We start from the raw sequence: 25,278 nt of genomic DNA, 5'->3' as shown, positions 1-25,278 counted from the left end.
CGGCGATTTTATCAGGAATGGCTAATGCAGGCCTGCCCTTTTGACCGGGATCGGGCCACATAATTCATCCGTTGCGGCAGTGTCTGCGGTGCCGCCGGTAAAAATTCAGAAATAATAGTATGACTATCCGAATACAGAGCGACTTTAGATTCTGCATCTGGCTCCAATAGCCAGCAAAGAGTATACTAATGATTCTATTAAAAAATTCTGTGGCCCATCCTTGACCGGATCAGCACATCAATCCTCATGCCCCTCCAGAAGAACAGATAACATGACACAAAAACATTACGACACCCTAGTTATCGGCAGCGGCCCTGCTGGCGAAGGCGCTGCCATGAAACTGGCCAAGTCAGGCCAGAATATCGCTATCGTTGAGAAACACAGCAAGGTGGGCGGTGGCTGCACCCACTGGGGAACCATCCCCAGCAAGGCACTGCGCCACAACATCTCCATGCTGGTGGACTACAAACGCAATCCGCTGTTCCTGCACAGCGTCGAACAGGTCAATGCGGACTATCCCCGTATGTTGCGCGCGGCGGACTCGGTGATTCAGGAGCAGGTAAGTACTCGCTATCGTTATTATTCCCGCAATAACGTGGATATTTTCAACGGCAGCGCCAGCTTTGTGGATGCCAACACCCTGAACATCCTGCATGTGGACGGCTCCTCGGAACAGGTGACCGCCAACAATTTCGTAATCGCGACCGGCTCGTCACCCTATCATCCCGACGATATAGACTTCAGCCACCCGCGGATACACGACAGTGACAGCATCCTGTCACTGAAGCACACCCCGAAATCCCTGACCGTCTACGGAGCCGGGGTGATCGGCTGCGAATATGCATCGATCTTCTGCAATCTGGACGTAAAAGTGAATCTGGTGGACACCCGGGACCGGCTGCTCTCCTTCCTCGACGATGAGATCACTGACGCACTCAGCTATCACCTGCGCAACCAGGGGGTGGTGATCCGCAACAACGAGGAGTATGAGCGGGTCGAGCCGATGGCGGATGGTGTGGTCCTGCACTGCAAATCGGGGAAAAAGTTTAAGACGGACATCCTGCTCTGGGCGAACGGTCGCTCCGGCAACACCCGGGATATGGGACTTGAGGAGATCGGCGTGCGAGTCAACCACCGCGGGCAGATCGAAGTCAATGAACGCTACCAGACCGATCTGGAGCATATTTTTGCAGCCGGTGACGTGGCAGGCCCGCCTGGATTAGCCAGTGCCAGCTACGACCAGGGACGATTTGTCGGCGCCCAGATCAGCGCCGGAAAGTGTGACTGGAACCTGATAGAACAGTTCCCCACCGGCATCTACACCAATCCGGAGATCAGTTCCCTGGGCAAAACAGAAAGAGAACTCACCGAACAGCAGGTGCCCTACGAGGTGGGACACGCCATGTTCAAAAGCATCGCCCGGGCGCAGATCACCGGTCATACCGTGGGCATGTTGAAAATTCTGTTCCACCGGGAGACGTTTGAGATTCTCGGCATTCACTGTTTTGGTGAAACAGCCGCGGAGATCATCCACATCGGCCAGGCCATCATGTCCCAGAAGGGCGAAGCCAACAATCTGCACTACTTTACCGAGACCACCTTTAACTATCCCACCATGGCTGAAGCCTATCGCGTGGCCGCATTGAACGGCCTGAACCGCATTTTTTAGCAGTCCCCTCAAAATCCCATCCGGCGCAGCCGCCTGGCGGCGCCCGGATGGCCCTGTGCGGCCGCTTTCCGGTACCAGCGGGTGGCTTGCTGCAGATCCCGTTCCGTGCCGCGACCGATACGGAACATCTCGGCCAGGTTGTACTGGGCCACGGGGTCGCCATGCAGAGCCGCTTCCCGATACCAGTTGATCGCCTCCTGCGGATCGGGGGACACCCCCAGGCCCTGGTCATACAGATAGCCCAGGTTAACCTGGGCGTAGCCATAGCCCTGCCGGGCCGCCAGGGTGAACCAGTGCAGCGCCCGGGCATAATCCCGGGTCACCCCATCACCGGTCCGGTACATATCCCCCAGGCAGTTGCGCGCCGCCGCATGCCCCTGTTCAGCAGCCCGGGTATACCAGTCGACCGCCAACTCCCGGTTCTGCGCCACCCCCAGGCCCTGGTCATAGCAGCGAGCCAATCGATACTGGGACTCCCCATCACCCTGATTGGCGGCCTCCCCCAGCCAGCGTACCGCCTGGCTGGGGTTGGGCTGAACACCGATACCTTCGTTATACAGCAGGGCCAGATTGTACTGGGCATCCACCAGGCCCTGTTCAGCAGCGCGCCGGTACCAGTCAGCAGCCAGGGTAAAATTTCTCGTTACGCCTTCACCACGATCAAACAGCACCGCCAGGCCGTACTGCGCCCGGGCCTCCCCCGCCTCAGCCAATGCCGACCAACAGCGATAGGCCTCTTCATAGGCACGGCGCCCGTAGGCCGCCACGCCCTGCTCATAGGGATTATCATCCCCCTGGTCGGTACAGCGGTCTGCACCCTGCCCGATGGAACGCCGCGCTGAGAGCATCCCCACAACTCCTGCAAAAATATTCAAAATAGCAGCGGCACGCAGCCCCCCCCTTTCCCGGCGCTGGATGATTCCAGATGCACATGGTATCCAGCGCACCAAACCGATGTTGACCCACGCTTCAGTGAGTTGCGGATCGGCGCCTCGTGCCAGACAGGTTTATAGATAGAAAAAACCGGCGCATTATCCCATGAAATGTGGCCGGTTTCCCATTCCGGCCCGCTTTCCGCCGCCTTTGCTGAAACAGAGCCGGTAAACTGGCACAATCACGGCTCTTGCCAATCTCTAATACCTAACGTGCGCCAAACATGAGAAAACAATCCCTGCTCTCGATCTGTCTCCTGCCAATCACTATTCAGGCGTTTGCCGAGGATATCGACGCGCTCGCCAGCCAGCGCGATCAACTTCAGCAGGAGATTGAACTTCTACGGCAGACCACCCAGGATAATCGCGACCGTCTGGATACCCTACAACGGCTGATCGAGGCGGCCCGGAAACAGAACAGTCAGCTGGATCAGCAGCTCAATCACTCGCTGGAGAACGCGGCCGGCGATACCCGGATCACCCCAACCCCGGCACCCCCGGCAGAATAGAAAAACGGCCGGAAAATTATTCACAATTCCTGTGGATAACATTGTGGAGAAGTTGCCGAAACTTGCCCGTACCTCACGTACATTCAACACTGTTACGGTTTTGTTTACTTTTTATACAGCATAAAAACACTATATTTTTCAGTTAGTTAAAAACACACCGGAAACAGGTCACAAAAAGATTCGCAACAACACATAAGCCATCCCCGCACCTGGTTTAATGTTAACAAAACGTCAGAACGACAATCACTTAGCCGATTGTCAAGATCAATTTGGATGAAAAACAGCGCCTGGCAGCGCAGGGGTTTGGCAGGGTTAATCGGCACGCCACAGCGGGCCAATGACTGTTAGAATAGCGCGATGAATTCATCTGAAACACCATTCTGGGTTCGCAAACCCCTCGCCCAGCTGACTCCGTCCGAATGGGAATCCCTCTGTGACGGCTGCGCCAAGTGCTGCCTGCACCGGTTCGAGGACGAGGAGACCCGGGAGATCCAATTCACCAATGTCTGCTGTCGCTACCTGGATCAGTCCGATTGTCGTTGCAGCGACTATCCCAACCGCTCCCGGAATGTCCCGGAATGCGTCACCATTACTCTGGCGGTGCTGGAGGATCCCTACTGGCTGCCGGAGAGTTGCGCCTATCGGCTACTGGCGGAGGGTAAACCGCTGCCGCACTGGCACCCGCTGGTCTCCGGAGACCCGGATTCCGTTGTCCAGAGCGGGAATTCGGTGGGCGGACGGGTGATTAGTGAACTGGAGGCCGACGACCTGGAATATCACATCATAGACTGGATCAGCTAACTGACTTAGCGAGAAACCCCGTGCAACAGATCAGTACCATTACCGAATTTCTGGAGACCAGCGGCGCCCGTCTGCGCTTTTTCGACATGGGACGCCGGGTGGTGAAACTCTCCCGGGAGCGCTTCCTGCAGTTTGAAAAGAACGACATCCCCTACCCTTTTCCGCTGCAACAACAGGCCTGGTTTGCCCTGCTGTTCCAGGACAAGAGCAGCCAGCAGGAGCCGCTGATCTGGTTCCTGCGCATGCCCCTGGATGAGCAGGGAAAACTGCTGCAGGCGGCCCGGGACGACTTCATGCATCGCCTGATCGAGCGCATTGGTGAAAAGATGCAGGCGGACAGCGAAGGGCAGCAACTGGAGTCGGCACTGCAGGACAACCCCTACAGCTTTAAGCCCAAGGATGAGCGCATGGCCGTGTTCCATGCCCGCATCTCCCGGCTGTTGAATGCCCCACCGTCCCGTTTCTATGAACATGCCCGGCACTATTTCTCCGGTCAGCCGGGCTGGGAGCAGTGGTCGTTCGTCGGTTACCAGGGCATTGCTGACCTGGCGGCTCGACTGGACCAGGACAAGAACGAATCGCTGGTCGCCGGCGCCATCAATGAACTGCCTAACCAGCCGCTGATTGCCCTCTGCCACTGCCTGGAGAACGAAACCGTTTCAGCACCGGTCTGCCAGGCCCTGCTTGAGCGGGTGGAGCGGGAGTTGCAGCAGCCCGACAAAGACCCCTCACTGCTGGCAGCCGCTATTCGCGGTAGCGCCCGCGCCGATTCAGCAGAACTGCAACGTCGGATCATCAAACAGATTCTCCACGCCCCGGATGGCAACCACATCGAGATCCTCACCGCCGTCTCCGGTCGCGCCTGGGAACAGCTACTGGACAGTGAAGTACGCCAGCTGTTCCTGGAGCGGCTGGCGGAGAACAGTGCCGGACAGGAGGCGTTCAATCTCTGTATCGCCGATCTGCTCTATCTACCGGGAATGCGCCAGCCGATCCTGACTGCCGTGCGCGATCCGGATCGTTCAGAGCAGCTCTCCACTGCCATCGGCGCCCTGTTCCAGAAGATCACCCAACAGTAACCGCGTGCCTGGTCACCCGTGGGATGGGGCCGGGCAGCTACAGTTACCTCCGAGACTACGAATCAAAAGTTCTTCACAGGTTGGCGGGAAAATGGATTTCACCCGGCCCGGCGACCTTGAGCGAGCTACTTTTTGGGCCAAAACTGCCCAAAAGCCTTTCCCCGGTCAGCCGGCCCTTCGGGTACTCTGCGCGTCTCAGCCTGAGCGGCGCGTGAAAAAACTCGCCGCGGCGCGGCTCAAACAATTTCACGCTTGATTCCGCTCAGCCCTGCGATGCTCGACAGGCTGAACGGGGAGGTGCACGAATATACAGCCTGCCAATCTGCTCGTTCATCAGAAAACAGCCCCCGGGGTTCAGGTTCCGCAAGGTGATCCGACTTCCGCGCCACCGAGTATCGCAGCCAGGGACGGAAACCGGCGTGCATCTGTCTGAGCACAGCGAGTTATGCGCGCCCCGTTCGCTGGCGAGAAACGCAGGGGACCCAGAAGGGGTGGCGTAGTGGAGCGAGGGTTTTGGTTACTTTTACCCGTAAAAGCAACCCGGCCCGAAGGGCTGGTTTCCCCGAGTTAAAAACAGGTTGACCTACTAGAGGAATTTCGCCCGGCCTGACCGCCTGTGGCAAGATACTTTTGTGGCCAAAACTGCCCAAAAGCCTTTCCCCGGTCAGCCTGCCCTTCGGGTAATCTGCGCTTCTCGGTCTGAGCGGCGCGTGAAAAAACTCGCCGCATTGCGGCTCAGACAATTTCCCGCTTGATTCCGCTCAGCCCTGTGATGCTCGACAGGCTGAACGGGGAGGTGCACGAATATACAGCCTGCCAATCTGCTCGTTCATCAGAAAACAGCCCCCGAGATTCAGGTTCCGCAAGGTAATCCGACTTCCGCGCCACCGAGTATCGCAGCCAGGGACGGAAACCGGCGCGCATCTGTCTGAACACAGCGAGTTAGGAGCGCCCCGTCGCTGGCGAGAAACGCAGGGGACCCCGCCGGGGTGGCGTGGTGGAGCGAAGGTTTTGGTTACTTTTACCCGTAAAAGTAACCCAGCCCGGTGGGCCGGATCTCCTGTTTAAAAAAGAATTTCACCCGGCCTGGCGGCCTTTGGCGAGGTACTTTTGTGGCCAAAAGTACCCAAAAGCCTTTCCCCGTTCGCTGGCGAGAAACCCAGGGGTGGCGTGGTGGAGAGAGGGTTTTGGTTACTTTTACCCGTAAAAGCAACCCGGCCAGGCGGGCCGGACCCACCAACAAAAATCCCATGCAATCAATCGGTTAAAAAAATTAAGATCGAACCCCGCTGATATACCCTATGCTTAGAGGTATGTCCCATCTTTACTTCTCCCTGCACCTGCGCAACCAATTGGGGCTGCTGGCGAGCCTTGCCTATCCCCGCGAGGCGTGCGGCATATTGTTTGGAAAACAGTCACAGGGTCATATCTCGGTGCATCGGGTGAAGGAGATGATCTATCCCGACCAGGTGGAGGGCAATTTTCGCCTGGAACTGCTCAACCAACAGCAGATCGATCAACGCACCAAAAAACAGGGTCTGGAGATTATCGGTGTCTGGCGCACCCTGCCGGATCAGTGCCATATCCCCACCGACAGTGAGCGTCACCTGATGTCCCCCGGTTACTCCTACCTGATCGCCTCCATTACGCCCCAGGGCATCTCCGAAATCCGGTCGTGGCGGTTACTCAGCAACCGGTTTGAAGAGGAGGAGCTGGTCTCCTGAGACCGCCTTCGGTCAGAATTTGGAGAGATACTCTCCATAGCCGGCTTCGACCAGCTCTTCCCGCGGGATGAAGCGCAACGCGGCCGAGTTCATGCAGTACCGGAGACCGGTCGGCTGGGGACCATCCTTGAACACATGCCCCAGATGGGAGTCACCAAAACGGCTCCGGATCTCGGTGCGCGGGAATATCATCTTGTAGTCGGTATGTTCCACCACGGCATCGGAATTGATTGGCCGGGTGAAACTGGGCCAGCCGGTTCCCGACTTGTACTTGTCCCGGGAAGAGAACAGCGGCTCACCGGTCACCACATCCACGTAGAGACCTTCACGCTTCTCATCCCAATAGGCATTATCGAAAGGCCGTTCGGTACCCTCCTGCTGGGTCACCTGATACTGCAGGGGGGTCAACCGCTGCCGTAACTCCTCGTCTGACGGCTTCACATAACGCGCCCCATCCTGCATGGCAGCGGTTGTCGTTGCAGCCTTCTCTGTCGCCGCCGGAGCCGATTTCTCAGCTCCCGCATTGAGCCAGAACAGCATGGCCACCGCGACCAGGGCAATGCCTGCGAAATATCCTCTCATGTTCATACTCCTGACTGAAAAATCGTCTGCCATCCGGTCTGTCTGCAGTGCAGCAGTCCCGGCACCGGTGTGGTGATCCGTATCCGGACCTCCCTAACAGAGACCCCAACCGGCGGTTGTTTGTTTCCGCCGTTATAAAACTGTGACAATTGCCCCCTCGGCAGCCGCCCGCCGGCAGAGCAATTGCATTCCAAAACCCGAGATGTCATGCTCCGAACAGCCCGTTTCTTACCGAAAGTCATGCATGGATATTTCACTACTCAGAACTTTTCTGGAAGTTGCCAGGCTGCGCCATTTCGGCAAAGCGGCGGAAACACTCTGCGTAACCCAGTCGGCAGTCAGCGCCCGCATAAAACAGCTCGAATCGACCCTTGATGTGGCACTGTTCATCCGTAAACGCGGAGATATCCAACTGACTGTAGCCGGCAATCGCCTGCGCCGCCACGCGGAGACCATTGTCAAAGGCTGGGCCAGGGCGAGGCAGGATATCGCCATGGACTCATCCCTGTCCGATTCCATCTCCATCGGCTGTATGAATGACCTGTGGCCGATTACGGTTAAGGATCTCTGCCTGCGACTGGCCAGCCAGGCCCCCGAAATGCTGCTCCAGGTGGAGATCCTGACCAGCGAAACCCTGATCCAGCGCCTCACCTCCGGACTGCTGGACCTGGCGATCATGTTTGAGCCCCCGCAGATGTCCGAGCTGGTGACCCGGAAAGTCCGTGATGTACCGTTGGTGATGGTGTCATCCAGGCCCGGTCTGATGGCCGCTGAAGCGGTACAGTCCGGCTACACCCTGGTGGATTGGGGCAACAGTTTTGCTAGTCTGCACGCCGAGCACTATCCCGATGCACCACCCCCCATGATGCGCACCGGTTCCGGTGGTCTGGCCTATGATCTGATCGAACAGCAGGGCGGCACCGCCTATCTGGCCGAGCCTATGGTCGCGGAAGCACTGAAACAGGGCAGCCTGTACCGGGTGGAGGATGCCCCGGTGCTGGAGCGTCAGGTCTACCTGGTGGTACGCCCGGAATATGAACAGCGTCAACCGGTCAGGATCGCCATCGACTGTCTGCAGGCGGGGGGTTGAGCGGCATGCCGGTACGGCGAACCCGTACCGGCGGATTGGAATCAGAAACTATCGGGATACCGATTACTGTTTCTACGGGAACTGTTGCGCTTGCGCGGGCCATCCTCCCGGTCGCGTGTGGTTGAACGACGAGCCTTGCCCGCCTCCCCCTGCCTGCGATTCCTGTGGTGCACCACATTGGACCACTGATCCAGGTCATCGTCGTAATCATCCCTCTCGGAACGCCTGCTCACTCGTCAAATCTCCATACAGAACCGACTGGAATCCTATCATCCGAACGGTTGTTTCTACTCTGCATCACGCCGGCCAACCGGCACAACTGCCTCTCCCTCACCCCGGCAACCGACTATCGACCGGTTGCTCACTCAAAATCGACAAAATCGGGATCGCCCAACTGCTGCCGCAACCGCCGCAGCTCCATCAACTGCTCAACCCGGCGCCGGGCATCAGGTGAACTTCTTCTTGACCGTGTTGCTGCATACTCAAGATCGGGATCGTCGTCGACTTCCAGATCATCATCATCCAGAACATCATCTACCGTATTCATTACCTGCCAATCTCACGCAAAAAATAGGAGGGTCAGTAATTACTCTGAGTGGAGCGGCGAGGTAAAGTTAAAAATTTTTGTCGTGATGATTAAAATGTTTAATCATCAGGGTGAGGAAGCGGCCCCCGCGACAGGGAGCCGGCAGCCTGGATAATCAGGCGGGAGAGAGACCCGGGAGCTCGGTGCCGGAGGGAACCCGGTCATCCAGCAAGCGGGTCACCAGCCCCATCTGCGGGCACGCCCCGGGCAGGGGTACCTTGACCACGTAGCCACCACCGGGTGCCTCGGTCATGGGATTACCCTGCTCATCCTCCATGGCCTGCAGGACAAACTGCTGATTGCCCGCCGGGGTCAGCAGCTCCAGCCGATCACCTACGGCAAACTTGTTTTTCACATCCAGCCAGCTCTTGCCATCGGCCGCATCGGTTGACCGCACCTCGGCCACGAACTGCTGGCGGGAACTGCGTGACGAGTTATCCCGGTAGGACTGTAGCTCCTGACTCTCGTGACGCTGGTAGAAACCGTCGGTATAACCCCGGCTGGAGAGATTCTCCAGTTCGCTCATCAGTTCGGGACGAAACGGCCGGCCGGCCACCGCGTCATCAATCGCCTGGCGATAGATCTGGGTGGTGCGGGCGGTGTAGTAGTGGGACTTGGTGCGACCTTCGATTTTCAGGCAGTCAACGCCGATCTGCACCAGTCGGTGAATATGCTCCACCGCGCGCAGATCCTTGGAATTCATGATGTAGGTGCCGTGTTCATCCTCGAATATGGGCATGAACTCACCGGGGCGCTCCTTCTCCTCCAGCAGGTAGACCTCATCCGCCGCCGGATGCCGTACCTGGCCGGACTGGGCGACACCGGTCACCTCCTCGCCACCATTCGCCTGGCCCACCTTGTACTCCCAGCGGCAGGAGTTGGTGCAGCTCCCCTGATTGGCATCACGGTGATTGAAGTAGCCGGACAGCAGGCAGCGCCCGGAGTAGGCAATACAGAGGGCGCCATGTACAAACACCTCCAGCTCCATATCGGGACAGGCCTGGCGGATCTCCTCGATCTCATCCAGGGAGAGTTCCCGGGAGAGGATTACCCGGGTCAGTCCGACCTGTTGCCAGAACCGAACCGAGGCGGCGTTGACGGTATTCTCCTGCACCGAAAGATGCACCGGCAGATCGGGCCAGCGCTCCCGTACCAGCATGATCAGGCCCGGGTCGGACATGATCAGGGCGTCCGGCCCCAGCGCCACCACCGGTTCAATATCCGCCATGAAAGTTTTCAACTTGGCACCATGGGGCATCAGGTTACAGGCCAGAAAGAACTGTTTTCCCAGTTCATGGGCTTCACTGATCCCGGTGGCCAGATTCTCTTCCATGAAGTCGTTGTTGCGTACCCGCAGGCTGTAGCGGGGCATGCCCGCATACACCGCATCCGCGCCATAGGCGAAGGCGTAACGCATGTTTTTCAGGGTACCTGCGGGGGAGAGCAGTTCGGGTCGTTTCATGACACTAAATCACCAGGAGAAGCGGAACAGAAAACTATAGCGCAGGGGCGCCTCAAAAACCAAAATTCAAGTCCCTTAAAATTGCAGGGCAATCCGCCAGGCAGAGCCTATTTACCCTATCGCCGACAGGATCAAAAGCGCTCCGCCTCCCTGCCTTTTTCACCGGAAAGCGGAAATAAAACCTGATATAGATTAAGGTAAGCGACAGAAAGGGCGGATCAGCCCGTTTCCATCCTAAAGTTGTCCTGCAACCGGTCGCAAAGCTGCCATGTAATACTCAGTACACCTCTATGGACTCGGAGGGAAGCAGAGTAAGTCTGACCAGGCATATGAAGTATCACTGAGATAAACTTAAAACTCTGAGCCCGATTTATGAACCCAATACAGGAAGCCATTGAAAACGCCGGCAGTAATATCACCGTAGGCGATATTATCAGCTACAAACTGCTGGAGTGCCCTCCTTCCACCCCCATTATCCAGGCCGCCCGGATGATGTGGGAATCCAAATGCAGTTCCATCGTAATAACTGAACAGCAGAAGGCTCTCGGCATCTGGACCGAATCCGATGCCCTGAGGCTGGATCTGTCCGATGATACCGACAGCATGGGTCAACCGCTCTCCAGTGTCATGAGTCAGCCGATCAAGAGCATCCAGCTGCATGCCACGTTGAATGAGGCGGAGCGCCTGCTGCAACAGGAGAATATCCGCCATCTACTGGTGGTGGATCAGGAGGGCGCTCCCGCCGGCCTGCTCAGCCAGAGCGACCTGGTGCGCTCCCAGGGTGTGGAGCACGATCTGCTGTTACGTAACATCTCCACGATCATACAGCGCCCCCTGGTGGTCTTTGAGGCAGATCTGCCCTTGGCCAAGGCGGTACAGTCGCTGCGGGAAGCAAAGGTGGATGCGGCCGCCGTATTCTACGCGCCCGGCCAACCCTACGGCATTTTCACTGAACGGGATTTCCTCAAGAGCATCGCCACAGAGTGCACTGCCAAAAGCGTCGGTGCCGTTGCCAGCCGGCCGCTGATGATGCAACCGGACCACCTCTCCCTGATGCAGGCCCGGACCATTTTCGACCAACGGGAGTTCCGCCATCTGGGTATCACCAACAAACGGGGTGAGCTGAGTGGCATCCTGTCATTTGCTGAAATCCTCGCCGGTATCGATCACACCCATGTGGATGACCTGCGCCGGGCGCTGAAGGAGCGGCGCATCGCCCTGGAGGTGTCCCAGGAGAACCTGCACCTGGCCAGACAGGTGATCGAGGCATCGCGGGACGGCATCATGGTGACCGACGCCAAGGGGTTCGTCCTGTCGGTCAACCCGGCCTTTACCCGCATTACCGGCTACAGCGAGGAGGAGATCATCGGCAACACACCGGCCCTGCTCCGCTCCGGCAAACACGATGCAGACTTCTACCGCAAGATGTGGAATGCGGTATACAACCAGGGCAGCTGGGCCGGTGAAGTCTGGAACCGGCGCAAAAACGGCGAGATTTACCCGGAGTGGCTGACCATCAACGCCATTCGCAACCATACCGGTGAGATCACCAAGTTTGCCGCCATTCTCACCGACATCACCGACCGGAAAAAGCGCGAAGAGCAGATCAAGAATCTGGCCTATTACGACGTGCTGACCGGCCTGCCCAATCGACGCCTGTTCAATGACCGGCTCAATGTGGCCATCGCCAACGCCCATCGCCACAATCACCTGCTGGCAGTGGTGTTCATCGACCTGGATCAGTTCAAACGCATCAATGACACGCTGGGGCACACGGTCGGGGATCAGCTGCTGGTGAATGTATCCCAGCGCATCCATGCCGAGGTCCGGGAGGGCGACACGGTCGCACGCATGGGAGGCGATGAATTCACCCTGCTGCTGCAGGAGATCGATGACGCGGACGCGGCGGTAACCCTGGTACAACGAATCCTGGAGACACTCTCCAAACCGGTGACTCTGACCACCAACACCCTCTACATTACCGCCAGTGTCGGTATCAGCATCTATCCCCACGACGGCAGCAATGGCGAAACCCTGATCCGCAATGCGGACACCGCCATGTACCGGGCCAAGGAGAACGGTCGCAACAGTTATCAACTGTATACCGCCGCCATGAACGCCGCCTCTTTCGAGCACCTGGCCATGGAGGCGAATCTGCGGGAAGCGATAAAAAACGGCCAGTTCACACTCCACTACCAGCCAAAAATCGATGCGGCCAGCAGCCGCATCACCGGTGCCGAGGCCCTGATTCGCTGGCAACACCCGAAACTGGGTTATGTAGCCCCGTCACTGTTTATTCCACTGGCGGAAGATCTGGGCATTATCAATGACTTGGGCGACTGGGTGCTGGGCAGCACGATTGGCCAATGCCGCAACTGGATCAGAGAGGGTATGGATGATTTCCGCATTGCGGTCAACGTGTCGGCCAACCAGCTCCAGCCAGGTTTCAACGAACGCCTGCTGAATATGCTGAAAGAGGCGGAAGTGGAGCCCCGCTACCTGGAGCTGGAGCTGACCGAAAGCGCGGTCATGAAGAGATCGGAGGATGTGGTGCCCATGCTCACCGCCCTGAAACATCGTGGCATCCATATCTCCATTGACGACTTTGGCACCGGCTACTCGAACTTCGGTTACCTGAAACGGCTGCCGATCAACAAGCTGAAGATCGACCTCTCCTTCATACGGGACATACCGGCCAGCCAGGATGATGCTGAACTGGTCTCAGCCATGATTGCCATGGCCCACAAGCTGAGTCTTACGGTCGTGGCGGAGGGTGTGGAAACCGCCGGACAGGTCGCCTTTCTGCAACAGCAGAATTGTGATGAACTGCAGGGCTACTTTTTCGCCCACCCGCTGCCGGCGCATGAGATTCAGCCGCTATTGCAGGCCGGCATCTGCCAGCTGGAGAGGTGATCCCCCAGGATTGGCCTGTCCGCTTTGCCCGACACCCCCAGTGCAGTATTCTGCTGGGTCCGACACATCCTATTCCCTAACCCCGGCAGAGACATGAGCAGTCAGACGAGCTTCACCGAAGACGCCGCCATCGTGGTCCAGGCGCTGAACAATTACATACAGGAATCCGCTGATCAGGGCGCTCCGGTGATCCGCCAGGCGCGGCTGGAGAGCCTGATTGAGCAGCTGGATCTACGCCGGCACCTGGAACGGGGCGACCTCACCGGCCCAGCCCTGGAACACTTTATCCAGGACTACCTGGCCGCCACTACCCGGCTGCACCACCCCGGCTTCCTGGCCCACCAGGTGGCGGTACCCCACACCAGCGGCGCTCTCGCCTCCCTGATTGACGGCGCCACCAACAACGCCATGGCGATCTACGAGATGGGTCCGGCTGCCTCCAGCATCGAATATTTCATGGTCAACTGGATGCTGGAGAAAATCGGCTGGTCCGGGGTACCCAGTGACCGGCAATCCGATCCCCAATCGGAACATGCCGGTGGTGTTCTGACCCACGGCGGTTCACTGGCCAATCTCACCGCCCTGCTGGCGGCACGCAGCGCCCGGGTACCGACGTTCTGGAAATCGGGCAACCCCGGCAACCTGGTGGTACTGGTGCCGGAACAGTCCCACTACTCCATGAAACGGGCAGTGGCCATTCTCGGCCTGGGCGAGGAGAACTGCCTGACCCTGCCGGCGGATGCCGATGGCAGGGTACTGCCCGGCGAGATGCAGCAGCAGATCGACACCCTGCGCAACCGGGGCAAACAGGTGATGGCCATCGTGGCCAACGCCTGTGGCACGGCCGCCGGACTCTATGACCCGCTGCCGGAGATCGCGGCGATCTGCCGGGAACAGCAGATCTGGCTGCATGTGGACGCCGCCCACGGCGGCGGTGCGCTGGTGTCGGACAAACTCCGTCACCTGTTGCGGGGCATAGAACAGGCCGACTCGGTGGTCTGGGATGCCCACAAGATGATGCGCACACCCACTGTCTGTGCAGCTGTGCTGGTGCGGGATCACCGCCACCTGGATCACGCCTTCGAGCAGGAGGCGAGCTACCTGCTGCACGCCAAAGATCAGCCCGGTTTCGACTTTATCTCCCGCACCGTGGAGTGCACCAAGGCGGCCCTGGGCCTGCGCCTGTTCATGACCGTTGCCGCCATGGGCGAGCAGGGTCTGGCCAGGCACGTGGAAGGGCTGGTGGAGCGGGCACAGGAGGCGGCCGACCTGATCCGGCAACAGCCCGGGTTCGAGCTGGCCATCCAGCCGGAGACCAACATCCTCTGTTTCAGAACCAGCGACAACGACCAGACGCAACTGGAGATTCGTCGGCAGCTGCTGGAGCGGGGCGATTTCTACATCTCCTCCACCCTGTACCGGGGACGCCGCTGGCTGCGTCTGGTGTTCATGAACCCGGCCACCGACCTGGACGACATCCGACGTCTGCTGGATCAGATTGTAACCATCCGTTCCCACCTCGAACAGTGAGTGATGGGGATGATCAGTAACCATGCCTGAAGGGCCGGAGATCCGCCGTGCTGCGGACCAGGTGGCAGAGGCCCTGCAGGGCCGACCACTGCGCCGGGTAAGGGTTGGCCAGGGCTATCTGAAGCCCCTGATCAGCGCCCTCACCGGGCAGCGGGTAATCCGGGTCGATACCCTGGGCAAGGCGATGCTGACTCGCTTCGATAACGGCCTGACTCTCTACACCCACAACCAGCTCTACGGCCGTTGGAAGACCGGCCCTGCCGACCTGCCCGCTGATGGCCGCCGCCAACTGCGCATCGCCCTGGTCACCGACCGCAGCGCCGCCCACCTGTACAGCGCCACCACCATTGAGCTGCTGAACGACCAACAGGTGGGCGATCATCCATTTCTGAGCAGGCTGGGGCCGGACATACTGCACCCCGAAACTGATAAGGCCTGCCTGCTGGAGCGACTCTCCCGGAACACATTCCGCAACCGGCGCCTCGGCCAGCTGCTGACCGACCAGAGCTTTGTGGCCGGGCTGGGCAACTACCTGCGCTGTGAAATCCTCTTTGTGAGCGGTCTGCATCCCGACCTGCGCCCGACCGACTGCCACCCTGCCCAATTGGAATCACTGACCGACGCACTGCTGGAGTTGCCGGCGCGCTCCTACCACAGCGGTGGCATCACCAACGACCCCGCCAGGGCGCAACGACTGATGGCGGACGGAGCCACCTTTGAGCAGGCGCGCTTTCACCTGTTCCGACGGGAGGGGCTGCCCTGCTACCATTGCGGTGAGCCGATCCGAAAAAGTCGCAACGCCGGACAGGCCTGCTATCTCTGTAGCCGTTGTCAGCCCGCCAAAACCTAACAGGGAGAGCGCATGCCACGGGACCGGGACGGCGGATGGGTGTATAAGAGTGTAAAAGGCGAGGGACCATGCTACCCACCATTATCGACATCGAAGCTTCGGGGTTCGGACGGGACAGCTACCCGATTGAGGTGGGCGTGGTGCTTCCGGACCGGCACTGTTACTGCTACCTGATCCGGCCGGCCACCCACTGGACCCACTGGGACAGCAAGGCGGAAGCGGTGCACGGTATTTCGCGGCAGCTCTTGCTGGAGAAAGGAGTTGCACCGAAACAGGTCGCCGAACAACTCAACCAGCTGCTGCAGGGCAGAAAGGTCTACACCGATGCCTGGGGACACGATATCTCCTGGATCGGCAAGCTGTTCGATCTGACCGGTATAATCCAGCGCTTTAACCTGGAGAGCCTGCGCGGCCTGATCGACGAGGGGCAGATCGCTCTCTGGCATCCCACCAAGGCGGCGGTCATTGCGGAGCTGAACCTGACCCGCCACCGGGCCAGCACCGACGCCATGATCCTGCAGGAGACCTATCGGCGCATCTGTCAGCCGGCAACCCGCCCTGCCATGCCCACCACAGACGTCGGCACCCGGTGAAACTGGCCGATCTGTTACAGGCCCTGGCAGTAGTCATCATCTGGGGTTTCAATTTCGTGGTGATCAAGGTCGCGGTCAGCGAAATACCGCCGCTGGCCCTCACGGCACTCCGTTTCGCGTGGGTGGCCTTGCTCGTCGCGCCCTTTTTCCGTCCCACCCGGGCCCAGTTCGGCAGTATCGCCGGGCTTGCGCTGGTGCTGGGGTTGGGCCACTTCGGCATGCTGTTTATCGGTCTGCGGGGTACCGATGCCGCCACCACCGCGCTGATGATCCAACTGGGCATCCCGTTCAGTGTCATTCTCTCCACCTTGCTGTTTGCCGACAGCCTGGGCAAGGTACGCCTGATCGGCCTGGCATTGGCGTTTTCCGGTGCCGGCCTGCTGGCTGGTGAACCGGAGGGCGGTACACCGCTGGCGCTGCTGGCGTTGCTGATGTCGGCGTTCTGCTGGGCTCTGGCCAACGTACTGATCAAGCGCCGCAGCGATATCCACCCCCTGACTATCATCGGCTGGATGAGCCTGCTGGCCATGCCAATCCTGATCGCCGCTTCGGCACTGTTCGAGACCGGTCAACTGGCCGCCATCCGCTCCGCCAGCGGACAGGCCTGGGCCGCCCTCGGCTATGTGGTGGTCGGTTCATCCATCATCGCCTACTATCTCTGGTATCGTCTGATTGCCCGCCTGAGCATCAACCAGGTAGTGCCCTTCTCACTGCTCGCCCCCCTGCTCGGCGTGACTGCCGGAGTGCTGATCCTGGGTGAATCATTCACCCTCTATAAGGCGATCGGCGGTGCACTGACCCTGGGCGGAGTGGCACTGATCGAGCTACACCAGGCCCACCTACGCAGGCGCAAAGCGGCCCTGGTGGATAACTGACGACCGACCACCGCGCCACCCGGTTCACAGATCATCGCGCCGGAACTTTATATTCACGCCCGGTTTCATCTATGGTGTGCTCATGCTTTACTCCGCAAAATGGCGCTTCCTTATTTTTGCAGCCTGCCTGCTGCCAGCCAGCCCGTTGCTGGCCGGCGAGCTGGCACTCCCCCAGCCATCCCCCGGTTCCGCCTTCCGCAATCTGGCGGGCAAGGTGGCGCTGGCGGATCGGCTGGCGCGCTACGATTTTGCCACCATCACCCTGAGCCAGCTGATCGCCGATTACGAAACCAGTTACCGGGAGAGTGCCCTGGAACAGCACAGCAAGCGGAAGGCGCAATATAAGCTGGCCCGCTGGCGCCGGGAGTCCCGCGCTTTCATCGATCAGCTCAAGGCCCAGTTGGCTGGCATCGATCAGCAGAGCCATATCGAGATAGCGGTGGATCAGACCGGTTCACTGATGCTGTTCATCGACAACATCCCGATCGTCATCAGCGGCCCCGAAATCGGCAAGGTGGGTCAGATGGAGCAGCGGGTGGTGGAACGCTTCTGCGCGCTACATGATTGCGCACAATACCGCGATACCGACCCCCAACCCGAGAAACCCGAGAACCGGCCGGCACCACAGCGGGTGCGGGGCAACTGGCTGCTACAGAGCCACCAGGGGGCCATCTATACAACTGGTGACGGACTCGGTTTTGTATTTCGCAGCCTGGAAAACCGGGCTGAAAAACAGGCCCGTTGCGAAGCCGTTGCGCAGGATCTGCGCATGCTGGTCGCCAGGCTGAAAGAGGCGCAACGGGCCGGCTACGCCATCGATTGGGAACGGTTGACCCTGGCCACGCTGCATGACGGCATCACCCGGCAGGTGGTGATCAACAGCAGTGGCGATTATCTCAACCTGAACCTCACTGTGCTCGGCAACCAGCTGGACCTGGAGGAGCCGTTATTCGACTGGGTACAGAATCGGGTGGCGGACGAACCGGCCAGCATTGTTATCACCAATGCGGAACGGCTGCTCCCCGGAACAGCTCAGGAGTGATCTGCCCTGGCGGTTTCCGCCGGCACCTGGCCAGCTCTCTCCCGGTCCAGGGCTGCATCCATGGTGCGGCTGGAGGCGTAGAGCCGGGCGAAGCGGCCGCCCCGGGCCCGCAGTTCGGACAGGGTACCCTGTTCGATGATACGCCCCTCCTCCATCACGATTATCCGGTCCATCAGCTCCAAACCGGTCATGCTGTGGGAGATCATCAGCAGGGTGCGCTGGCCCAGAGTATCAAACAGGGTCTGCATCAAGCGGGCACCGGCAGCCACATCGATACCCTCGGTGGGCTCGTCCATGATCAGCACCGGGGCATCCTTAAGCAGTGCCCGGGCAATGGCGATGCGCCGGGCCTGGCCACCGGAGAGCTTGAGCCCCGTCTCACCGGCAATGGTATCCAACCCCTCCGGCAGTTGCTGGATAAAGTCGTCCAGCTGCGCCCGACGGCAGGCCGCCACCAGCTCATCCTCAGTCGCCTCCGGCCGGGCCAGCAACAGGTTCTGCCTGATGGTGGTATGGAACAGGTGGGGTTGCTGGGGAACCACCGCGAACTGGCTGCGTAATCCTTCCAGTGAATAGTGCTCCAGGGCGTGACCACCCAGGGTGATGGTGCCGGCTGACACCGGCCAGAAGCGCAGCAGCAGGTTGATCAGGGAACTCTTGCCGGAACCGGTGGCGCCCACCACCGCCACTTTGCTGCCGGCGGCAATCCGCAGGTCGATATCCCGCAGCACCGGCGCAGCATCACTGCTGTAGCGCAACGCCACGCCCTGGAAGTCGATATCAAACCGGTCCGGAGTCAGATCGGGATCTCCACTGTCGGAGACCGCGGGTTCGGTATCCACGATGGCGAAGATGCGCCCCGCCGCTGCCAGGGTTTCGCCCAGCGACTGGAAGGCCAGCGGCAGGGGCGCTACCGCCTCGAAGCTGGCCAGGGTAAACAGGGCCAGCATGGCCAGGTCGGCCGGCGGGACGGTCCCGGCATTCACCCAGGGGATCAGTATCACCACCATCAGCCACAGGGCCAGGTTGGCACACAGACCCACCGCCCCCTGGGAAAAGCCACTGAGGTGACTCAGCCGCTGTTGTGATGCCACCAGCGACTCGCTCAGACGATTGAGTTCCCGGGCCTGCCGTTCGGCCGCACCGTAGACCAGCAGTTCGCCCAGCCCCTGAACCGTATCCACCGCGGTAGCGCGCATTTCGGCGCTCAGCTGGACCTTCTCCTGACCCGGCTGGCGGCCGGCAACCATCACCAGCCAGGGCACCACAAAACCGGCCAGCAGCAGGAACAGCAGCTCCACCAGCAGCAGCCGGGGGGAGTACTGGTAGAGAAACAGCATGAACACCAGCAGTGCCGGTATCGCCACCGCCACCGGCAGCAGGATGCGCAGGTAGAGGTGGTCCAGGGTGTCGATATCGGCGCGGATCCGGCTCAACAGGTCGCCGCCGCGGTAGTGTTGCAGACGGGCCGGCGCCAGCGGCTCCAGGTGGGTGTAGAACCAGCCACGCAGCTGCGCCAGCAGGCGGAAGGTCGCCTCATGGGTGAGCAGCCGTTCGCCGTAACGTCCCCCGGTACGCAGGATGGCGCAGGCCCGGATCACCGCCGCCGGGGTGAAGTAGTTCATACTGACCCCGGCCACACCCGCCAGCGCCATGGCGGAGATAAACCAGCCCGACATCGCCATCAATGCCACATTGGCCAGCAGCGTCACCAGCGACACCAGGATGCCGAGCAGCATCCAGCCGGCGTAGGGGCGAAACAGTCCCAGCAGGCGCCACAGCGGCTTCATACCGTCCCCTCCTGTAACGCGGCCAACCGACTGTAGTAACCGCCCTGCTGCCGCAGCACAGCGGGCGCACCGGACTCCACGATGCGACCGTTTTCCAGTACCAGGAGACGGTCCGCATCCCGGACAGTCTGCAGTCGATGGGCAATGGTGATGAGACTACGCCCCTTGGCCAGCTGCTCGATACCGGCCTGCACCAGCTGTTCACTCTGCTGATCCAGACTGGCGGTTGCCTCATCCAGCAACACCAGTGGCGCATCCTTGAGAAATGCACGGGCCAGGGCCACCCGCTGAATCTGGCCACCGGAGAGCCCCTGGCCCCGGTCACCGACCCGGGTCTGGTAGGCATCCGGCAGCGCCATGATGAAATCGTCGGCCTGGGCCAGTTGGGCCGCCTGCCGCACCGCATCCAGGGGGGCATCGGGTCTGGCCAGCCGGATATTGTCCAGCAGGGTGCCGTGGAACAGGCGCGGATTCTGCGGCACCCAGGCGATCAGCTGCCGCCAAGCGTCGGGATGGAGGCTGTTGATCGCCACCTCGTTAAGCATGATCCGTCCCTGCTGGGGCCGGATAAAGCCGAGCAGCAGATTCATCAGGGTCGACTTGCCACTGCCACTGGGCCCCACCAAAGCGAGGCGTTCACCCGGATGCAGGGTGAAATCGATACCCTGCAGGGCCGGTCGACCCGCTTCATAGCCGAAGCATACGTCCTCGAAGCGAACCGCCAGACCGTTGCTAATATCCAGGGAGAGGGTCCGGGAGGGAATCTCCGGGACCGGTGTCTGCAGAATCTCCACGATGCGCTCCGCCGCCCCCACCGCCTCCATGCGGGCGTGATAGTGGGTGCCCATGTTACGCAGGGGAAGATAGAACTCGGGTGCCAGCAGCAGCAAGAACAGGCCGGAGAAAAAGTCCAGCTCGCCCCAGAACAGCCGGAAACCGATCAACACGGCCACAATAGCGATACTGACCGTGGAGAAGAACTCCAGGGCAAAGGCGGACAGAAACGCCACCCGCAGCACCGACATGGTGCTGCGCCGGTAGTCGTCGGAGATCCGGGCAATCACCGCAGCTTCACGCCGACTGGCATTAAACAGCTTGAGGTTGGTCAGCCCCTGGATGACATCGAGGAAATGGGCACTCATACGGGCCAGTTTTTTCCACTGGCGCTGATTGAGACGCTCCGCCCCTTTGCCGATCAGGATCATGAACAGGGGGATCAGGGGGGCGGTCAGCAGCAGCACCAGGGCCGAGGTCAGATCCACCGGGAAGACAAACACCAGGATCGACAGGGGTACCAGGGCCATCAGGGAGATGGCGGGCAGAAAGCGGGCGTAATAGGCCTCCAGCGCCTCGATACCGTCGCTCAGGGTATTGGCCAGCTCGCCACTGTGTTCAGCGGCCAGCGCCACCGGCCCGAGCGCCTGAATATGCCGGACCAGACGGTCACGCAGCGCCACCTTCACCTGACCGGCGCCACGAACGGCGGTCTGTTCGGCGGCCCAGGCCAGCACCGCCCGACCGACAAACAGTCCCAGCATGGCCGACAGCCAGGGCCACTGCTGATCCAGGCTCTGGTCGGCGAATACCACACCGTCCACCACCCGGGCCAGACACCAGGCCTGAAAAATCAGCAAAAAGCCCGCCAGTACGCCGAGGCCGGTCGCCACACTGAGATGACGACCGGCCAGCGGTTTTTGCTCCTTCAGCCACTGCTTCAGGTCGGTGGACATACCAGGGTTCCAGGTCGCTCAGGAATCGTCCGTGTGCTCATGCTCACCCCGCTCCGCCTCATACCACATGACATTGATAATACCGAAAGCGATGGCAAGTAATACACCGAGAATCCAGGTGAAATACCACATAGCGTTGTCTCCTAAAAATATTCTGTACTCTTCGCCCCACCGGATGGTGTTGAGAGCGCGGGCCTGACAGTCGGGCGCTTTCCCAACACCACTCTCCGGCGGGGCCGCTCCGTAATCAATAGGCCGAGAAGCGATCCTGCATCTCTTCCACCGTCAACTTGCCCCACATCTTCCGGTAGTTCCATATCGTGTAGCCGATAACGATCGGCAGGAATATCACTACTGCCCAGAACATCACCGTCAGGGTGAGATGGCTGGAGGGGGCGTCCCAGATGGTCAGACTGCTACCCGGCTGGGTGCTGGAAGGCATGATGAACGGGAACATGGTCACCCCTGCGGTCATAATCACCCCGGTGATACCCAGCGAGCTGGTGACAAATCCCCATCCTGGCCGGTTGGCCCTGGAGAGCAGAATGGTCAGGGTGATACCAAAGAAGCCCAGGAACGGGAACAGCATGGTCAACGGATAGTCGCTGTAGTTCTGCAACCAGGCACCGGCCTGAACCGCAACCTCCTTGGCCAGGGGATTGGGCAGCGTGTCATGGGCAGGCGCGGTAATGATACTGTAGCCATCGATCCCCATAACCAGCCAGACACCGGCCAGGGCAAAGGCAACCATGGCGGCGATACCGGACCACTGGATATAGCCCTTGACCCGTTCGGTAATTTCACCGGCGGTACGCATCTGCAACCAGATGCCACCGTGCATGGTCAGCATGGCAAAACTGACAATACCGGCCAGCAGTGCAAACGGGTTGAGCAGCGCGAAGAACGAACCGGTGTAGTAGGCGCGCAGCAGTTCATCAAGGTGGAACGGCACCCCCAGGATCAGATTGCCAAAGGCGACTCCGAAAACCAGGGAGGGCACCGCACCGCCCACGAACAGGCCCCAGTCCCACGCCTTGCGCCAACGCTCATCACCCAGCTTGCTGCGGTAGTCAAAACCTACCGGTCGGAAGAACAGGGCAAACAGCACCAGCAACATGGCGACGTAGAAGCCGGAGAAGGCAGCGGCATAGACCGCCGGCCAGGCTGCAAAGATAGCGCCACCGGCGGTGATCAGCCACACCTGATTGCCGTCCCAGTGGGGACCCACCGTATTGATCATAAGACGGCGTTCATCATCGTTCCTGCCGAGAAACGGCAGCAGATTACCCACACCCATATCCATGCCGTCGGTGATGGCAAAACCGATCAACAGAACGCCGACAAAAAGCCACCAGATCAGCTTGAGGGTTTCATAGTCTAGAAGCATAACGGTCTCCTCAGGCCTCTGCCTTTTCAAAATGATAACGGCCGGTGTGCAGTGAGCTGGGGCCTTTCCGTGCAAAATGGAACATCAGCCACATCTCGATCACCAGCAGGAAGGTGTACAGACCGATGAAGCCGGCCATACTGAAGATAAGATCACCGGTGGTCAGCGAAGAGGTGGCCAGGAAGGTCGGCAACACCTCGCCAATCGCCCAGGGCTGCCGGCCGAACTCGGCAATAAACCAGCCGGTTTCGATAGCGATCCAGGGTAACGGTATGGACCAGAGGATGATCTTCAGCAACCAGCGTTTTTTCTCGATCACGCGGCGTGCGTTGTAGTAGAAAGCCAGGACAAAGATCGCCAGCATGGTAAAGCCGGCCGCCACCATGATACGGAAAGTCCAGAACAGCGGTGCGACATGGGGAATACTCTGCTGGGCCGCCATCTTGATCTGCTCTTCCGTGGCATCGACAACATTCGGTGTGTAGGCTTTCAACAGCAGGCCGTAACCCAGATCCTGTTTATGCTTTTCAAATTCCGCCTTGTTGGCTTCGGTGACTTCACCGGCCCGCAGTCGTTGCAGATAATCGTAGGCGATCATGCCGGAACGGATACGCCCTTCGTTGTGGACGATCAGATCCTTCAGTCCCATCACCTCCTCATCCAGCGACCGGGTGGCAATCAGACCCAGGGCCCAGGGAATTTTAACCTCGCCAACGGTCCTCTGCTCCTCCTGGTTCGGCAAACCGATCAGGGTGAAACCGGCCGGAGGTTCATGGGTCTCCCACTCAGCCTCGATGGCTGCCAGCTTGACCTTCTGCACATCACCCAGCTCGTAACCTGACTCATCGCCCAGTACGATCACCGAGAGAATACTGGCCAGACCAAAACCGGCCGCAACCGAGAAGGAGCGCTTGGCAAAGCCAAGATCCCGTCCCTTGAGCAGGTAGTAAGCCGAGATGCCCATAACAAACATGGAGCCGGCCACGTAACCGGCCGCAACAGTATGGATGAACTTCACCTGCGCCACCGGGTTGAGTACCAGTTCGGCGAAGCTGGTCATCTCCATGCGCATGGTTTCATAACTGAATTCCGAACCGGCCGGATTCTGCATCCAGCCGTTGGCCACCAGAATCCACAGTGCCGACAGGTTGGTACCCAGCGCGGTGAGGAAAGTCACCATCAGATGCTGACGTTTGCTCAACCGTTCCCAGCCAAGGAAGAACATACCCACGAAGGTGGATTCAAGGAAGAAGGCCATCAGACCCTCAATCGCCAGTGGCGCCCCGAACACATCCCCAACGTAATGGGAGTAGTAGGACCAGTTGGTTCCGAACTGGAACTCCATGGTCAGACCGGTTGTCACACCCAGGGCGAAGTTGATACCAAACAGTTTGCCCCAGAACTTGGTCATGTCCCGGTAGATCTCTTTACCGGTCATCACGTAGACCGACTCCATGATCACCAGAATCCAGGTGATACCCAGAGTCAGTGGAACAAACAAGAAATGGTAAAGCGCGGTTATTGCAAACTGCCAGCGTGACAGTTCAATCATGGTGGGATCGAGCATAATTTATCCCCTCTTTGCTATACAGATTTACGGATTTACGACGCACTGGACTGTGACGGCCTGATGTCATTCAGATCGCCGGTTAAATCCTGTACTGATGCGGTAAAGTGTTTTCTCTATGCGGTATTCATAATCAACTTCCGTGTTGATGATCATGGGGCAGTGGCGGTGCCAGGGACTCCCCGGCCAGCAGTTGACTTACTGCCTTGAGCGGATCCTGTTCGCCGGTAGTGATGACCCGGACATTGCGGGACTCCAGGCGTCTTTTGAAGCCGTTGCCACAACTTCCTGTAATAAGAATATCCAACTGATCAATCGGATGTTCCGTGCCGCGGAACTCATGCATCGACATCTCTTTAGGCAGATCCAGGCGGTCCACTTCCGTCGGCACGCCATCGCTGTTTTCGGAAAAGATCAGGAACCGGCGAGTTTTGCCGGCGTGACCGGTTATGGTTCTGAAGTTCTGACTTGTTACCCCGATTTTCATCATCAATACGTCCTCGTTACTCTGTGCTGTAAACGGCAGATCCACAAGCCGGGTCCACCGTAGCGCCATGTTTGGTTTGC

Annotated in this window: 24 protein-coding genes; 12 read left to right on the top strand and 12 right to left on the bottom strand. The window is 59.5% G+C overall.

Annotated elements, in window-relative coordinates:
• The first annotated feature begins 271 nt into the window (after positions 1-271).
• Entirely contained in the window at positions 272-1,669 is a 1,398-nt protein-coding gene (gene sthA / locus AAY24_RS16070) for a Si-specific NAD(P)(+) transhydrogenase (protein ID WP_046860545.1), read from the top strand.
• A gap of 8 nt (positions 1,670-1,677) precedes the next feature.
• On the opposite strand, the gene AAY24_RS16065 is transcribed toward sthA, so the two are convergent.
• On the bottom strand, positions 1,678-2,517 hold the full coding sequence (locus AAY24_RS16065) for a tetratricopeptide repeat protein (protein WP_052761280.1): 840 nt from the start codon (positions 2,515-2,517) through the stop codon (positions 1,678-1,680).
• Positions 2,518-2,825: 308 nt separating this feature from the next.
• On the opposite strand from AAY24_RS16065, the gene AAY24_RS16060 reads away from it, so the two are divergent.
• The 3 genes from AAY24_RS16060 to AAY24_RS16050 all read left to right on the top strand — a co-directional run bounded on the left by AAY24_RS16060 (position 2,826) and on the right by AAY24_RS16050 (position 4,990).
• Complete coding sequence (locus AAY24_RS16060) at positions 2,826-3,110, top strand: hypothetical protein (protein ID WP_046860544.1); 285 nt, start codon at positions 2,826-2,828, stop codon at positions 3,108-3,110.
• Between the two features lie 357 nt (positions 3,111-3,467).
• A complete protein-coding gene (locus tag AAY24_RS16055; RefSeq protein ID WP_046860543.1) occupies positions 3,468-3,911 on the top strand; it encodes a YcgN family cysteine cluster protein in 444 nt (147 codons plus the stop codon).
• A gap of 20 nt (positions 3,912-3,931) precedes the next feature.
• A complete protein-coding gene (locus AAY24_RS16050; protein WP_046860542.1) occupies positions 3,932-4,990 on the top strand; it encodes a DUF3549 family protein in 1,059 nt (352 codons plus the stop codon).
• Positions 4,991-5,063: 73 nt separating this feature from the next.
• On the opposite strand, the gene AAY24_RS19305 is transcribed toward AAY24_RS16050, so the two are convergent.
• On the bottom strand, positions 5,064-5,240 hold the full coding sequence (locus AAY24_RS19305; protein ID WP_199930410.1) for a hypothetical protein: 177 nt from the start codon (positions 5,238-5,240) through the stop codon (positions 5,064-5,066).
• Between the two features lie 1,063 nt (positions 5,241-6,303).
• Here AAY24_RS19305 and AAY24_RS16045 point away from each other — a divergent pair.
• Complete coding sequence (locus AAY24_RS16045) at positions 6,304-6,714, top strand: Mov34/MPN/PAD-1 family protein (protein ID WP_046860541.1); 411 nt, start codon at positions 6,304-6,306, stop codon at positions 6,712-6,714.
• A 12-nt stretch (positions 6,715-6,726) separates the two neighbouring features.
• Here the strand turns inward: AAY24_RS16045 and msrB are convergent, their stop codons facing one another.
• Complete coding sequence (msrB, locus tag AAY24_RS16040) at positions 6,727-7,296, bottom strand: peptide-methionine (R)-S-oxide reductase MsrB (protein ID WP_082117186.1); 570 nt, start codon at positions 7,294-7,296, stop codon at positions 6,727-6,729.
• Positions 7,297-7,540: 244 nt separating this feature from the next.
• Between msrB and AAY24_RS16035 the strand changes: the two genes are divergently transcribed.
• Complete coding sequence (locus AAY24_RS16035) at positions 7,541-8,386, top strand: LysR substrate-binding domain-containing protein (protein ID WP_046860540.1); 846 nt, start codon at positions 7,541-7,543, stop codon at positions 8,384-8,386.
• 41 nt (positions 8,387-8,427) lie between these two features.
• Here the strand turns inward: AAY24_RS16035 and AAY24_RS19300 are convergent, their stop codons facing one another.
• The 3 genes from AAY24_RS19300 to trhP all read right to left on the bottom strand — a co-directional run bounded on the left by AAY24_RS19300 (position 8,428) and on the right by trhP (position 10,434).
• Complete coding sequence (locus AAY24_RS19300; protein WP_199930408.1) at positions 8,428-8,619, bottom strand: hypothetical protein; 192 nt, start codon at positions 8,617-8,619, stop codon at positions 8,428-8,430.
• A gap of 128 nt (positions 8,620-8,747) precedes the next feature.
• Positions 8,748-8,933, bottom strand: coding sequence for a PA3496 family putative envelope integrity protein (locus tag AAY24_RS16030; protein WP_046860539.1), 186 nt, complete (start codon positions 8,931-8,933; stop codon positions 8,748-8,750).
• Between the two features lie 154 nt (positions 8,934-9,087).
• A complete protein-coding gene (gene trhP, locus AAY24_RS16025) occupies positions 9,088-10,434 on the bottom strand; it encodes a prephenate-dependent tRNA uridine(34) hydroxylase TrhP (protein WP_046860538.1) in 1,347 nt (448 codons plus the stop codon).
• 372 nt (positions 10,435-10,806) lie between these two features.
• Here trhP and AAY24_RS16020 point away from each other — a divergent pair, with 372 nt between their 5' ends.
• The 6 genes from AAY24_RS16020 to AAY24_RS15995 all read left to right on the top strand — a co-directional run bounded on the left by AAY24_RS16020 (position 10,807) and on the right by AAY24_RS15995 (position 18,237).
• The gene (locus AAY24_RS16020; RefSeq protein ID WP_046860537.1) at positions 10,807-13,347 is read left to right on the top strand and encodes an EAL domain-containing protein; all 2,541 of its coding nucleotides are present in this window, start codon (positions 10,807-10,809) and stop codon (positions 13,345-13,347) included.
• A 93-nt stretch (positions 13,348-13,440) separates the two neighbouring features.
• Complete coding sequence (locus AAY24_RS16015; protein ID WP_046860536.1) at positions 13,441-14,877, top strand: pyridoxal phosphate-dependent decarboxylase family protein; 1,437 nt, start codon at positions 13,441-13,443, stop codon at positions 14,875-14,877.
• A gap of 22 nt (positions 14,878-14,899) precedes the next feature.
• Entirely contained in the window at positions 14,900-15,727 is an 828-nt protein-coding gene (nei, locus tag AAY24_RS16010; protein ID WP_046860535.1) for an endonuclease VIII, read from the top strand.
• A gap of 68 nt (positions 15,728-15,795) precedes the next feature.
• Positions 15,796-16,320, top strand: coding sequence for a 3'-5' exonuclease (locus AAY24_RS16005; RefSeq protein WP_046860534.1), 525 nt, complete (start codon positions 15,796-15,798; stop codon positions 16,318-16,320).
• Complete coding sequence (locus tag AAY24_RS16000; RefSeq protein WP_046860533.1) at positions 16,317-17,195, top strand: DMT family transporter; 879 nt, start codon at positions 16,317-16,319, stop codon at positions 17,193-17,195. The genes AAY24_RS16005 and AAY24_RS16000 overlap by 4 nt, the downstream gene beginning before the upstream one ends.
• An 82-nt stretch (positions 17,196-17,277) precedes the next feature.
• On the top strand, positions 17,278-18,237 hold the full coding sequence (locus tag AAY24_RS15995) for a DUF1947 domain-containing protein (RefSeq protein WP_046860532.1): 960 nt from the start codon (positions 17,278-17,280) through the stop codon (positions 18,235-18,237).
• Here the strand turns inward: AAY24_RS15995 and cydC are convergent.
• The 6 genes from cydC to AAY24_RS15970 all read right to left on the bottom strand — a co-directional run bounded on the left by cydC (position 18,228) and on the right by AAY24_RS15970 (position 25,267).
• Positions 18,228-20,027, bottom strand: a complete 1,800-nt coding sequence (gene cydC / locus AAY24_RS15990; RefSeq protein WP_046860531.1) for a thiol reductant ABC exporter subunit CydC — start codon at positions 20,025-20,027, stop codon at positions 18,228-18,230. The two genes, AAY24_RS15995 and cydC, sit on opposite strands and share 10 nt — an antisense overlap.
• Positions 20,024-21,757, bottom strand: a complete 1,734-nt coding sequence (gene cydD, locus AAY24_RS15985) for a thiol reductant ABC exporter subunit CydD (RefSeq protein ID WP_046860530.1) — start codon at positions 21,755-21,757, stop codon at positions 20,024-20,026. The genes cydC and cydD overlap by 4 nt, the downstream gene beginning before the upstream one ends.
• Positions 21,758-21,775: 18 nt before the next feature.
• Positions 21,776-21,889, bottom strand: coding sequence for a cytochrome bd-I oxidase subunit CydX (gene cydX, locus AAY24_RS18800; RefSeq protein WP_063370471.1), 114 nt, complete (start codon positions 21,887-21,889; stop codon positions 21,776-21,778).
• A 115-nt stretch (positions 21,890-22,004) separates the two neighbouring features.
• Positions 22,005-23,144 carry a cytochrome d ubiquinol oxidase subunit II gene (cydB, locus tag AAY24_RS15980; protein WP_046860529.1) on the bottom strand — a complete coding sequence of 380 codons (1,140 nt, stop codon included), beginning with the start codon at positions 23,142-23,144 and terminating at the stop codon, positions 22,005-22,007.
• 10 nt (positions 23,145-23,154) lie between these two features.
• Positions 23,155-24,711 carry a cytochrome ubiquinol oxidase subunit I gene (locus AAY24_RS15975; protein WP_046860528.1) on the bottom strand — a complete coding sequence of 519 codons (1,557 nt, stop codon included), beginning with the start codon at positions 24,709-24,711 and terminating at the stop codon, positions 23,155-23,157.
• 133 nt (positions 24,712-24,844) lie between these two features.
• Complete coding sequence (locus tag AAY24_RS15970; RefSeq protein ID WP_335337182.1) at positions 24,845-25,267, bottom strand: NifB/NifX family molybdenum-iron cluster-binding protein; 423 nt, start codon at positions 25,265-25,267, stop codon at positions 24,845-24,847.
• Positions 25,268-25,278: the final 11 nt, after the last annotated feature.

The organism is Sedimenticola thiotaurini, assembly GCF_001007875.1.
Taxonomy (GTDB): Bacteria; Pseudomonadota; Gammaproteobacteria; order Chromatiales; family Chromatiaceae; genus Sedimenticola; species Sedimenticola thiotaurini.
Note: the sequence above shows the minus strand (reverse complement) of the source record. Positions and strands in the feature narration are given on the sequence as shown.

Coding starts and splice junctions, on each gene's coding strand:
- sthA (WP_046860545.1), top strand. CDS start 272: ATGACACAAAAACATTACGACACCCTAGTTATCGGCAGCGGCCCTGCT.
- AAY24_RS16065 (WP_052761280.1), bottom strand. CDS start 2,517: ATGCTCTCAGCGCGGCGTTCCATCGGGCAGGGTGCAGACCGCTGTACC.
- AAY24_RS16060 (WP_046860544.1), top strand. CDS start 2,826: ATGAGAAAACAATCCCTGCTCTCGATCTGTCTCCTGCCAATCACTATT.
- AAY24_RS16055 (WP_046860543.1), top strand. CDS start 3,468: ATGAATTCATCTGAAACACCATTCTGGGTTCGCAAACCCCTCGCCCAG.
- AAY24_RS16045 (WP_046860541.1), top strand. CDS start 6,304: ATGTCCCATCTTTACTTCTCCCTGCACCTGCGCAACCAATTGGGGCTG.
- msrB (WP_082117186.1), bottom strand. CDS start 7,296: ATGAGAGGATATTTCGCAGGCATTGCCCTGGTCGCGGTGGCCATGCTG.
- AAY24_RS16035 (WP_046860540.1), top strand. CDS start 7,541: ATGGATATTTCACTACTCAGAACTTTTCTGGAAGTTGCCAGGCTGCGC.
- AAY24_RS16030 (WP_046860539.1), bottom strand. CDS start 8,933: ATGAATACGGTAGATGATGTTCTGGATGATGATGATCTGGAAGTCGAC.
- trhP (WP_046860538.1), bottom strand. CDS start 10,434: ATGAAACGACCCGAACTGCTCTCCCCCGCAGGTACCCTGAAAAACATG.
- AAY24_RS16020 (WP_046860537.1), top strand. CDS start 10,807: ATGAACCCAATACAGGAAGCCATTGAAAACGCCGGCAGTAATATCACC.
- AAY24_RS16015 (WP_046860536.1), top strand. CDS start 13,441: ATGAGCAGTCAGACGAGCTTCACCGAAGACGCCGCCATCGTGGTCCAG.
- nei (WP_046860535.1), top strand. CDS start 14,900: ATGCCTGAAGGGCCGGAGATCCGCCGTGCTGCGGACCAGGTGGCAGAG.
- AAY24_RS16005 (WP_046860534.1), top strand. CDS start 15,796: ATGCTACCCACCATTATCGACATCGAAGCTTCGGGGTTCGGACGGGAC.
- AAY24_RS15995 (WP_046860532.1), top strand. CDS start 17,278: ATGCTTTACTCCGCAAAATGGCGCTTCCTTATTTTTGCAGCCTGCCTG.
- cydC (WP_046860531.1), bottom strand. CDS start 20,027: ATGAAGCCGCTGTGGCGCCTGCTGGGACTGTTTCGCCCCTACGCCGGC.
- cydD (WP_046860530.1), bottom strand. CDS start 21,757: ATGTCCACCGACCTGAAGCAGTGGCTGAAGGAGCAAAAACCGCTGGCC.
- cydX (WP_063370471.1), bottom strand. CDS start 21,889: ATGTGGTATTTCACCTGGATTCTCGGTGTATTACTTGCCATCGCTTTC.
- cydB (WP_046860529.1), bottom strand. CDS start 23,144: ATGCTTCTAGACTATGAAACCCTCAAGCTGATCTGGTGGCTTTTTGTC.
- AAY24_RS15975 (WP_046860528.1), bottom strand. CDS start 24,711: ATGCTCGATCCCACCATGATTGAACTGTCACGCTGGCAGTTTGCAATA.
- AAY24_RS15970 (WP_335337182.1), bottom strand. CDS start 25,267: ATGGCGCTACGGTGGACCCGGCTTGTGGATCTGCCGTTTACAGCACAG.